Source organism: Streptomyces sp. SID5910 (assembly GCF_009862125.1).
Classification (GTDB): Bacteria; Actinomycetota; Actinomycetes; order Streptomycetales; family Streptomycetaceae; genus Streptomyces.
The window spans coordinates 1-11053 of sequence record NZ_WWHX01000191.1 but is presented as its reverse complement, the minus strand read 5'-3'; the positions used below and the strand labels follow the sequence as shown (position 1 = coordinate 11053).

Here is an 11053-nt window from a genome sequence, read left to right as displayed (position 1 = left end):
TCGAGGTGTTCCCACTCGGCGGCGGGGACGGCGTGGACGGAGTCGACGAGGCTCGTGATCAACGGGGTTTCCTCCGGCGATGGCGGCTGGGGGCCCGCAGGGCCGGCGCGGCGAGGACGGCGGCCAGGCAGGCGGCGGCTTCGACCCCCCACGGCAGGAGCGGCCCGGCCTCCAGCAGCAGGGTGAACACGGCGGGAGCGGCGACCATGCCGACGGCCCACGAGAACTGGTACAGCCCCTGCGTGAAGCCCCCCGCCGCGCCGGGAGTGAGGCTCACGGACAGTTCGCTCAACGCCGGTCCGAGAAGGATCTCCGCCAGGCTGAACAGCACCATCGCGACCAGGAGGGCCGCCCAGGCGGTGGACGCGAGGCGGGGCAGCGCGGGCAGCGCGAAGGCGCCCATCCCCGCCGTCATGAGCAGATACCCGGCCGCCACGGCGCGGCGCGGCACCTTCGGCGCCAGGTGCGCGGTGACGACGGTCGACAGCCCCGAGACGATGACGGTGTTGACGACGAACAGCGCACTCGCCGCCGACGCCGGAAGCCCCAGGGAGCGGGTCGTGTAGACGGCGACCAGCACGGCGAGCATCGCCTGCGCGAGGACGTAGGGGATGTTCACGGCCACGAGGACCAGATAGCGGCGCGTGTCGTCCGCCCGGCTCACCACCGCGTCCGGCGCCGCGCCCTCCGCCCGCGGGGCAGTCGTGGTGACGGCGGCGAAGCAGAGCGCGGCCAGCAGGTACGTCGCGGCGTCGGCCGCGATCATCCAGCGCAGCGAGCCCTGCCCGAACACCGTCAGCGCCCCCGCCGCCGCGGCGGCACCCGCGGCGAGGCCGACGTTGCGCAGCGAGCCGGTGAACGCGAACCACGACCGGCGCTCCCCGGGCTCGGTGACATGAGTGACGAGGGTGCGCTGCGCGGTGAAGTACATGTTGATGCCCGACTGCACCAGCACGTACACGGCGGCCACGTGCCACAGCTCGTCCGCGGCCAGGAACAGGGCGAACCCGACGGCGGCGACGACGTTCGCCCACACCACGACCGGTTTCGGCCCGGCACGGTCCATGAGGCGCCCGGCGAGGAACGTGACCGGCAGGGCGATCGCCTGCCCCACCGTCGTCGCCACCCCGACCTGCGCCAGCGGCAGACCGCGTACGTCGGTGAAGTACAGCAGCCCCAGCGGCAGGAGCATGCCGTTGCCGACGGAGTCGATCAGATTGCCGGTGATGAAGAGGCCGTGCCCCCGCAGCCCGGGCACGCCCAGGCGCTCCGCGGCACGGGACCGGCGTCGGGGCCCCGCCGTCACGCTCACGGGCACAGCAGGGCGCCGATCTTGCCCAGGACGCCGGCCGCGGGGAAACCGGTCGTCTCGTGCAGCTCCGTCAGTGACTTCACCGTCCTGTCCTCGTCCCCTTCGGGGAGGGTGAACGCGACGATGTCGCCGCGGGAGTCACCGTCGATGACCAGATCGTGCGCGGTGACCACCGCGACGCGCTGCCGCAGCTCCGCCACCACCGCCGGGGGGATGCGGTCCTCGGCGAGGAACTCGACGGCCCACCCGACCCGTTGCGCCATGCCGCCGGTGAGGGGGAGCCCGCGGGCCATGCGGGCGAGGGACGTGAAGGTGTTGGTGCCCGACGCGGCGCACGACAGGGTGGTGGCGCCGCCGATGCGCGGGTTGATCTCCAGGACGACGAACCGGCCTTGGGTGTGTACCAGGTCGACGTTGACCGACCCGCACACCCCCAGCTCCCCGCACAGGGCGACCAGGGCGCGGGCCACGTCGGCGAACGCGGCGTCCGCCTCCTCGCGGGGTCCGCACCAGCGCAGGTCGGCGAAGGTGAACACCGGCTCGGGCCCGGCACGCCCGGTCCAGCACAGCGGCAGCACCTGGTAGGAACCGGGCCGCCCCACGATGTCCACGCTGCACAGGTCGCCCTCGACGACCTGCTCCACCACCGCCGACACCTCCGGCGGGGACGCGAGGTAGGCGTCCAGGTCGGCGGCGCCGCGCAGGGTGCGGATGCCCATGCTGGTCGAGTCCCACACGGGCTTGGACAGCAGCGGGTAGCCGAGCTGTCCGGCCCGTACGCGCAGGGCGTCCCGGTAGCCGGGCACCGGCAGTCCCCGCCCGGCCAGCAGGTCGGAGTCGGTGCGGAAGCCGTCCGGCACCCGCAGCCCGGCCTGCTCGCAGAGCTGCTTGGTCTCCCACTTGTCCACGAGGAGCATCGTCGCCGCGAGCGGAGTCATGATCGTCGGAATGCCCTCGGCGTCCAGCAGCTCCTTGGCCGCGGCGTCACGCAGCGCGTTCTCGCAGGGCAGCGAGATCGACACCGCGGCGTCCGCTCCCCAGGCGGCGACCGCGTCGGCCAGCTCCCGCGGCGTCACCGCCCGGTCCAGCCGCTGCCGGTACCCGGGGAAGTCGTCGTCACCGGCGGCGCCGCTGGTGTGGAACAGCCCGGCCTCGATCCCGTCGGCGGCGAGTGCGCGCACGGCTTGCTGGATGTAGGGGTCGGCGCGCCGGATGCCGACCGACCGTAAGAACGCGATCTTCCGCATCTGTTCAGCCCACTTCCACTCGGGACCGGGCGGCCACCCGGCCGGCCAGTTCGCTTGCCAGGTCGACCGTCTCCGCGCGGGCCACCACATGCCCGACGCGGCAGCTCGAATCCGCCGGCTCGGGCACCGTGTCACCGGGCCGCAGATGCAACTCGCTGTGCGTGCCCGGAACTTCGGGGACGGACACCTGCCGCAGCACCCCGCCCCGCTCGGGCAGCAGGAACCGGATCGTCGCCGCGTCCGCGCGGGAGGCGACGGTGTCGGGGACCCGGCCGAGCACGGCCTGGAGATAGGCCACGGCCTCGCTCACGCCCGTCGCGGCCTCGACGACCTCGCACAGGTTGTCGCCCGGCAGGCGGGCACCGGTCTCGATCACGTACGGCGTCTGTGTGTCCCGGGGGATCTTGACCTCCGTGTGCGCGATCCCGTTGCGCACCCCGACGGCGAGGGCCGCCCGCGCCGCGATGTGCTGCACCTTCCGGGCGAGCGGCGCGGCCAGACCGGAGGGGCAGGTGTGCCCGGTCTCGATCCGGTACCGGCCCTCGGTTGTGTCCTTCCTGACGACCGGCAGGGGGTAGGCCACCCCGTCCGCGACCACCGTCTCGCACGAGAACTCGTCACCGGGGATGTACTCCTGCACCAGGGCTCGCGTGTCGAGCCTCAGTCCGTGCGGGTGGGCGTGGGTGAACCGCTGGGCCTCGCCGACCGCGTGCGGGAGCCGGTCCGGCTCGTCCACCACGGACACCCCCCAGGAGCCGCCCTGCTCCGCGGGCTTCACCACCAGCGGCAGGCCCAGACCGGTGGACCGCGCCACCCGCCGTGCCTCGGCCGCGTCGTGCACGACCGTCCAGCGGGGGGCGGGGATCCCGGCGGCGGCGAACACCTCGCCCATCAGGATCTTGTTCCTGGCAGCGTGCGCCAGCAGCGGATCGTTGCCGGGCAGGCCGACCCGCTCGGCGAGCAGGGCGGCGAGCGGGGTGAACAGCTCGAAGCAGGCGGCGATGCCCGAGACGGCGTGACGCCGGCAGAAGACCTCCATGTCGCGCAGGGCCCCCGGGGCGTCGGTGAGATCCGTCGCGCACACCCCCGCAAGGGCCGACCGCAGCCACTCCGGGTAACCGTCGTGGACGTCCTTGTGCGTGGCCGCGTACAACCGCACCCCCAGCCGCCCGGCGGCCTCGACGAGGAAGCGCCCCGCGTTGCCCATCGGCTCGATCACCAGCACTGCTGGCCCGCGCGGGCCCCCACCGATCGTCATGCGACCAGCAAAGCCGCAGCGCACGGCGGGCGACCATGGTCCTGACCGACGAAAACAACTCCCCGCACAGCACGGCCGTTTGGAGCAATGACCAGTCAACTCGCCAGTAACCACAGGGCATTTGGTGCACACACCCCATGGAGCCGCGCAAGCCCTCCGTGGTCGGATCGCCACGTCAGGTAACCCGCATCCGACCCGAACGGGGACACCACCGTGACCACCCCGCACCAGCAGCTCGCCGACTACATCGACCAGGGGGTCATCCCGCCCTACCAGTACTCGTACCCGCCCCGCTCCACCTACCGCCCCCTCCAGGAGGGCAAGTGGACCATCCACGACGTGTGGGAGAAGGACCTCGCCAACTACCAGGTCCCCGAGCTCAACCTCTACCTGCACGTCCCCTTCTGCGACCGCAAGTGCGGCTTCTGCAACCTCTACACGATCATCAGCACCGACGAGGACGTCTTCGACGCCTACACCGACGCGCTCTGTACCCAGATCCGCGATCACGCGGAGATCATCCAGGCCCGTCGGCTGCGCACCATCTACATCGGCGGCGGCACCCCCGCCCTGCTCAAACCCCGCCACTTCGAGCAGATCTTCGCCACGATCGGCGCCGTGTACCCCAACTGGCGTTCCACCGTCGAGGAAGTCGCCGTCGAGGCCACCCCGTCCTCCATCGCGGACGAGCCCGACGAGTTCAAGGCCCTCATCGACATGGGCCTCACCCGGGCCAACGTCGGCATCCAGTCCCTCGTGCCCCGCGAGATCCGCGAGGCCGGCCGCGGCGGCGAGGACGAGGACGTCATCCGCCGGGCCGTCCACACCGCGCACGAACTCGGCCTGCCCGACCTGTCCACCGACCTGATCATGGGCTTCGCCGGCCAGACCCCCGAGACCTGGCGGCACAGCGTGGACGAACTGGCCGCGCTGCGGCCCACCACCATCAGCACCTACTTCCTCACCGTGCGCCCGGACGCCTGGTTCTCCAAGACCGGCGCCTACCAGTACATGTGGCAGCCCGAGCTGTACGACCGTTACGACTACGCCCGCGAGGTGTTCCTCGACCACGGCTACGTCCAGGAGGGCTCCGTCCGCTACAAGAGGCCCGGCCGGGGCGGCTACGCCCAGAAGGTGCTCACCTTCCACGGCGTGCCCCTGCTCGGCCTCGGCGTCGGCGCCCGCTCCTACACCAGCGTGCTCGACTACATGAGCGGCAGCGTGAAGCCCTCGACGGCCGAGGTCGCCGACTACATCACCAAGGCGAAGAACCACGAACTCGCCCCCGTCACCGGCTTCGAGCTGACCGGTGAGGAGATCGTCCGCAAACGCCTCGTCCTGGACACCTTCGACCTGGACCTCACGGAACTCGACCGCTTCGGCTACCAGGAGCACGCCGCCGAGTTCGAGCCCATCCTCGACGCGGCCGAGTCGAACGGGCTCGTCCACCGCATCGGCCGCCGCGTCCAGCTCACCCCCAAGGGCTTCAAGTACCGCGACATCCTCTCCTGGATGTTCTACTCCGGGCCCGTCAAGGAACTCGACCGGGAGTACTACGAGAAGCTGCACGCCGCCAACCAGCGAGCCCGCAGCAACATGGGAGCAACCCCCTTACGCATCACCGGCATCGACCTGCGCGAGCGGGTCGCATGACCGACCTGTACATCGCGGCGGGCGGAGGGGGCGACCCCATCGGCACCCTCGTCGCCGCCCGTACCGTCACCGTCGACCCGGCCCCGCCGCTGATCGCCACGTACGCCTGGGAACGTCCCGAGGTCGACCCCACCGCCCGGCCCCTCGGGCAACGGGACTTCACCGGGTTGGTCCGCGTCGCCGGCGGCGCGGCCTTCACCGCCGCCACCCGGGCCCGTCCCCCGGCCGGATCGACGATGCCGGGCCTGGCCAGGGACCTGCCCGTGCAACTGCTGCTGCTCGACCCGGCGCAGGGGCTCTTCGCCCTGGCGCGGCAGATCGAGGCCATGGCCGAAGCCGCCGGCGGCCGGATCCGCATCGTCGACATCGGCGGCGACATCCTCACCCACGGCGACGAGCCCACCCTGCGCAGCCCGTTCGGGGACGCGTACACCCTCGCCGCCTGCCACCTCGCCGGCGTCCCCACCACCGTCTACGTCGGCGGTCCCGGTCTCGACGGCGAGATCGGCGAACAGCACCTGCTCGACCGCCTCGCCGGCCGCCACCCGCTCACCCCCACCCGGAACGCGGCCTCGGCGGCCGGCCCCGCACTGGCCTGGCACCCCTCCGAGGCGTCCGCACTGTGGGCCGCCGCCATCCACGGCGCCCGCGGCACCGTCCGCACCGTCCACGACAGCATCCGGCTCACCTCCGCCTCACCGCGGCTCCACCATCTGCCGCTGCGGGAGGCCATCGACCACAACCCGGTCGCCCGAGCCCTCCTGGACGAACGCCCGGCGACCCTGGACGCGGCAGCCGACCTCTCCCACCGGCTCACCGGCATCCACGGACTGGCCCCGGAGCGCGACCGCGCGCCGCGGGAGCAGCCGCCCGCCGGGAGCGCCGCCCTTCTCGACCCCGCCTTCCTCGACCAGGAGCGGGCGATGAAGACGCTCCGCGAAGCGGCCGGCGGCGCCGACCACGTCACCCTCCGGTACGCCGCCCGCGCGCTCGACCTCCCCTGGACGGACATCCCGTCCCTGCGCGAGATCCTCGGGTGCGACACGCCACTGCTCCGGCTCACCTGAGCCACCCGACGGGGGGACCGGCACCCATCCGGTGGCCGGTCCCTCATCGGCGCGCTCCCTACTCCGGGGGCGTGGGAGTGTCGTGCGTCCGGTACATCGCCTGTACGTCCAGCTCCAGTTGCACGGTCGGCCCGACGACCGCGATGCCGCGGGCCAGCATGGAACGCCAGTTGAGCGTGAAGTCCTCCCGGTGCAGCTCCGCCTTGGCGAGCGCCGCGCACCGCAGTTCCTGGTCGTAGCCGCCGTTCACCGTCCCGAGATACGTCGTGTCGAGCCCGACGGAACGGCTCGTGCCGTGCATGGTGAGCGTGCCGTGCAGCGTCCACTTCGAGCCGCCGCGGTACGCGAACCGGGTGCTGGTGAAGTCGATGTACGGATAGCGCTCGACGTCCAGGAAGTCCGCGGATCGCAGATGGTTGTCACGGGTGTTGTTGCCCGTGGTGAGACTGGACGCGTCGATGCGCACCGAGACATGGGAGTCGGCCATGTTCGGCGCGACGCGGATACCGCCCTCGAAACGGGTGAAGCGGCCGTGGACATGGGCCATGCCCACATGCTTGGCGATGAAGCGGACCGCGGTGTGCGGAGGATCGAACAGCCAGGTCCCGGCGGCCGGCAGCTCCGGCTGCCGGGCGGACTCCAGCGCGATCCGCACGGGAGGCAGCGCCACCCCGGCGGTGATGTCGAGGTTCTCGCGGGCCGGCGACAGGCCCTCGGCCACCGTCATCACGCTGTAGGAGCCGGCCGACAGCGTGGCCATGAACCAGCCGTTGGGGTCCGTGGTCCCGTGGGTCGCGACGCGGTGGGTGTCCAGGGCGGTCACGGTCACCTCGGCGCCTCCCATGGGCTGTCCCACGGGGTCGACGACCTCGAAGCCGAATCCCCCGGCCCCCGGCGGCAGGGGCACCGAGAGGCTCGAAGGGGCACCGGACGCGCCGCGGGAACGCCGGCGTCGGAGCAGCCCGAGGGCCATGGAGTTCACCTTTCGTCACACGTGTCACCGTCGAGGCCCGCTCGGCCTCCTGCGTTCGCGGTCGACAGGAACCTCCCGGAACGGGGTCACGGGCGTGGGGCGACGGTTCGTTAACGATCATAAAGCCGCTGCCCGAGGCGAATTCACCCAGGGGTCGTGAGCTGGAACGACTACCCTCCGGCCGACGCCGGCCCCGGTGCTTTGCAGTGCTGCTGTGGCGAAGAACACGGACCCGCGGGCCGTCCGCGGACCCCCGCGAGCGTGGTCCCCCGCGTTCGGGGGACCTGAGGCCGCATGGCGAATGTCGGAAAACACCTGTCGGCGGACGTGCCGGGTCCCGCGCTCAAGCGTGCGCTGACCACCCCGCTGCTGTACTTCTTCATCCTGGGCGACGTGCTCGGCGCCGGCGTCTACGTCCTGGTGGGGCAGGTGGCCGCCGACACCGGCGGAGCGGTGTGGGTGCCGCTCCTCGTCGCCCTGCTGCTGGCGCTGCTGACCGCCGCGTCCTACGCGGAGCTGGCGACCAAGTACCCGAGGGCGGGGGGGAGCCGCCCACTACGCCACACGCGCCTTCGGGCCGTTCGCCGGGTTCCTCGCGGGGTTCTGCATGCTCGCCGCCGGCATCGTCTCCGTGGCGGCGCTCGCCCGGGGCTTCGGCGGCGACTACCTGTCCGCCTTCGTGACACTGCCGGTGGGCGCCGTCGCCGTCGTGTTCCTCGCCCTGCTGGCCCTGGTCAACGCCCGCGGCATCAAGGAGTCGACCCGCGCCAACGTCGTCGCCACCGTCATCGAGGTCGGCGGCCTGGCCGTCATCGTCGTCCTCGGCGCGTGGCTGCTGCTGCGCGGCGACGGCGACGTGGGGCGGCTCGGCCGGCTCGGCACCCCGGAGAAGGGGGCCGCGGCGGCCGTACTGAGCGGCTCCGTGCTGGCGTACTACTCCTTCGTCGGGTTCGAGACGTCCGTGAACGTCGCCGAGGAGACCCGCGACCCACGCCGCTCCTACCCCCGCGCCCTGTTCGGCGCCCTGGCCACCGCGGGGGCCGTGTACGTCCTGGTGGGCCTCGCCGCCTCCGCGGCCGTCCCGACCTCCCGGCTCGCCGAGTCGAGCGGGCCGCTGCTGGAGGTCGTCGAGGCGGCCGGCGGCGTGCCGACGCGCCTGTTCAGCGCCATCGCGCTCGTCGCCGTCGCCAACGGCGCGCTGCTCACCGGCATCATGTCCTCCCGGCTGGCCTACGGCATGGCCCGGGACGGGCTCCTGCCCGCCGCGCTGACCAAGGTGCTGCCCGGCCGCCGTACACCGTGGGCCGCGATCGCGGTGACGACGCTGCTGGCGATGCTCCTCGCGCTCACGGGCAGTGTCGCGACCCTGGCGTCCACCCTGGTCCTGCTGCTTCTCGTGGTCTTCTTCATGGTCAACACGGCGGTTCTCGTCCTGCGCCGTGATCCGGGCGACGGAGACCACTTCCGGACGCCGACCGCGCTGCCCGTGCTGGGAGCCGCGTCCTGCGTCGTGCTGGCCACGCAGATCGAGGCCGAGGTGTGGCTGCGCGGCCTGGCGGTCCTGGCCGTCGGAACGGTGCTCGCCACCGTCGCCACCGTACGGCGGACCGGGCGCGGCGGGGGAGAGGGCACGCCCCGTGACGCCGGCTCCGCTCGGGAGCCCGAAGCGGGGTAGCGGGTTCCCTCCGGGAGTCCGACGCGGGGTAGCCGCTTCCGTGGCCGCCCCGCCCACCTACCGCCCCGCCCACCTACCGCCCCGCCTACCTGCCGCTCCACCACCGAGCGCCCGCCACTCCTCCGCCGGCCGCGAGCGCTCCCGCCACCACCAGGGCCGCGACGATCCGTCCCGTGCCGAATCCTGCGCCGGTGACCGGCGTCGCCGCGGCGGTCAGTACCACCCCGGCTCCCGCGCAGGCCCCGAGTGCCTCGGCCCACACGCGTGCGGCCCCGCGACCCCACCTCCACGGCCAGGTCTCGCTCGCCACCAGGTACGCGACCAGCAGGACCGTCACCCCGGCGCCCTCCCACCAGGCCGGGTCCCCGGCGGCCGCGATCACCACGACGGCGCACGCCAGCACGGTCGTCCGGTGCCGCACGAGCGCGTCCGGCCGGCGCGCCGACTCCAGGGACGGCCGCCGGTCCACCGCGGGCGCGGCCCACGCCGCGAAGAGGACCGCGCAGCCGAACAGCAGCGCCTCCCGCCCGGCGTCCACCGTCGCCCACGGCCGCCACGCCGCCGCGACGGCCGCCACGCCGAGCAGCCGCACCGGCACGGTCCTCGCCCAGTACCCGGCGTACTCCCGAAGCCCGGCCCGCGCACCGTGTTCCGTCATCGCCCCCGCCCCCGGTTCCCGACCCGCCCCGACAGCAACGGCGCCAACGCCAGATCCAACGACTCGCCGACGGTGTGCCGCAGCACCGGCACCCCGCTGTCCCGCAGGGCGAACCGCATCGCGTCCCGGTCCGCGTGCCACAGCCGCAGCCCCAACTCACCCGCCGCGTCACCTAGTTCGACGCGCGGATCCCCGCTGGGAATCTCCACGACGACCGGCCGGCGCCCGCGCCCCTGAAGGTCCCGCAGCACCTTCAGGATCCGTGCGTCGCTCAACGGGGTGAACACGTACACGAGCGCCCCCTCCGGCAGCGCGGGCGGCGGCACGCGTTCCAGTCCGGTCCCTTCGAAGCGCCGGTCCTTGCGGACGTCGAGGACGCTCTCGACGATGCGGTAGAACGCCGCGTCCCCGGTCCCCGGCGTCAGCCACCGCGTGGTGCCGCCCGTCGAGACGACCCCCACCTGGTCGTGGGTGCGCAGATAGGCCCGGGTGAGACCGGTCGCGGCGCGCACCGTCTCGTCCAGGGACGACATCCCGGTCACCGGGTCGACGACGTCCCCGAACGCGTCGAGCAGCATCACCGTGTCGGCGGCCCGCTCGGCCGCGAACCGGTGCAGCTGCACGGAACCGCGACGCGTCGTCGACGGCCAGTGGATGCGCCGCTGCCGTTCCCCGGGCACCCACGGCCCCACCCCGACGACCTCGACGCCCTCACCGGCCTGCAACGAGGCGTGCTCGCCGAGCCGCTGCGGCAGCCGCGCCGGGATCGGCGTGAACCGGGCCTGCGCCGCGTGCGGGAACACCGACACCTCACCCGCATCGACCCGCACCGTGCGGCGTACGGTGCCCCCGGCGTCGTACACGTCGAGGTCCACCGGGCCGAGCGTCCAGCGCCCCCAGAGCAGCGCGGTGTGCCGCAGCGTCACCGTGGACGCACCGACACCGACCTCGTCCAGCCGCAGGCCCGGGCCGAGCGTGACGCCGGGGTCGAGACGGACGGCGCCGCCGTCGTGGGCCACCGAGACGCGGACGGTGACGGTGTCGCCCTCGAAGCAGCGGCTCGGCTCGACGGTCACCGACGTCTCGACGCGCCGGGCGTACGCGCGCGGCAACGCGAACGCCAGCAGGACCAGCGGCGCCGCCGCGAGCGCCAGCAGCCACGCCCGGCCGGTCAGCAGGGCGGCGGACAGCGCGACGACGGCGACGGTCA

General features: G+C 73.2%; 8 protein-coding genes and 1 pseudogene. 3 read left to right on the top strand and 6 right to left on the bottom strand.

Features of this window, described 5'->3' with window-relative positions:
- Window positions 1–58: 58 nt before the first annotated feature.
- The 3 genes from GTW67_RS06540 to GTW67_RS06530 are packed head-to-tail and all read right to left on the bottom strand — an operon-like array spanning window position 59 to window position 3817.
- Window positions 59–1312, bottom strand: coding sequence for an MFS transporter (locus GTW67_RS06540; RefSeq protein ID WP_346010575.1), 1254 nt, complete (start codon window positions 1310–1312; stop codon window positions 59–61).
- The gene (locus GTW67_RS06535; protein WP_161163846.1) at window positions 1309–2559 is read right to left on the bottom strand and encodes an ATP-grasp domain-containing protein; all 1251 of its coding nucleotides are present in this window, start codon (window positions 2557–2559) and stop codon (window positions 1309–1311) included. The genes GTW67_RS06540 and GTW67_RS06535 overlap by 4 nt, the downstream gene beginning before the upstream one ends.
- Window positions 2560–2563: 4 nt before the next feature.
- Window positions 2564–3817: an ATP-grasp domain-containing protein gene (locus GTW67_RS06530; protein ID WP_161163845.1), complete on the bottom strand. Its 1254-nt coding sequence runs from the start codon at window positions 3815–3817 to the stop codon at window positions 2564–2566.
- A 213-nt stretch (window positions 3818–4030) separates the two neighbouring features.
- Here GTW67_RS06530 and GTW67_RS06525 point away from each other — a divergent pair, with 213 nt between their 5' ends.
- The gene (locus GTW67_RS06525) at window positions 4031–5470 is read left to right on the top strand and encodes a radical SAM protein (protein ID WP_161163844.1); all 1440 of its coding nucleotides are present in this window, start codon (window positions 4031–4033) and stop codon (window positions 5468–5470) included.
- On the top strand, window positions 5467–6537 hold the full coding sequence (locus GTW67_RS06520) for a DUF1152 domain-containing protein (protein WP_161163843.1): 1071 nt from the start codon (window positions 5467–5469) through the stop codon (window positions 6535–6537). Before GTW67_RS06525 ends, GTW67_RS06520 begins: the two co-directional genes overlap by 4 nt.
- 58 nt (window positions 6538–6595) lie before the next feature.
- On the opposite strand, the gene GTW67_RS06515 is transcribed toward GTW67_RS06520, so the two are convergent.
- Complete coding sequence (locus GTW67_RS06515) at window positions 6596–7510, bottom strand: YceI family protein (protein WP_161163842.1); 915 nt, start codon at window positions 7508–7510, stop codon at window positions 6596–6598.
- A gap of 294 nt (window positions 7511–7804) precedes the next feature.
- On the opposite strand from GTW67_RS06515, the pseudogene GTW67_RS06510 reads away from it, so the two are divergent.
- Window positions 7805–9185: pseudogene (locus tag GTW67_RS06510) on the top strand (amino acid permease).
- An 85-nt stretch (window positions 9186–9270) separates the two neighbouring features.
- On the opposite strand, the gene GTW67_RS06505 reads toward GTW67_RS06510, so the two are convergent.
- Complete coding sequence (locus tag GTW67_RS06505) at window positions 9271–9843, bottom strand: hypothetical protein (protein WP_161163841.1); 573 nt, start codon at window positions 9841–9843, stop codon at window positions 9271–9273.
- On the bottom strand, window positions 9840–11053 hold a 1214-nt coding region (locus tag GTW67_RS06500; RefSeq protein ID WP_161163840.1), incomplete at its 5' end, for a DUF58 domain-containing protein. The genes GTW67_RS06500 and GTW67_RS06505, both read right to left, overlap by 4 nt.

What these genes read in the sequence shown, in the direction of transcription:
- GTW67_RS06535 (WP_161163846.1), bottom strand. Translation starts at nt 2,559, where the DNA reads ATGCGGAAGATCGCGTTCTTACGGTCGGTCGGCATCCGGCGCGCCGAC.
- GTW67_RS06530 (WP_161163845.1), bottom strand. Translation starts at nt 3,817, where the DNA reads ATGACGATCGGTGGGGGCCCGCGCGGGCCAGCAGTGCTGGTGATCGAG.
- GTW67_RS06520 (WP_161163843.1), top strand. Translation starts at nt 5,467, where the DNA reads ATGACCGACCTGTACATCGCGGCGGGCGGAGGGGGCGACCCCATCGGC.
- GTW67_RS06515 (WP_161163842.1), bottom strand. Translation starts at nt 7,510, where the DNA reads ATGGCCCTCGGGCTGCTCCGACGCCGGCGTTCCCGCGGCGCGTCCGGT.
- GTW67_RS06505 (WP_161163841.1), bottom strand. Translation starts at nt 9,843, where the DNA reads ATGACGGAACACGGTGCGCGGGCCGGGCTTCGGGAGTACGCCGGGTAC.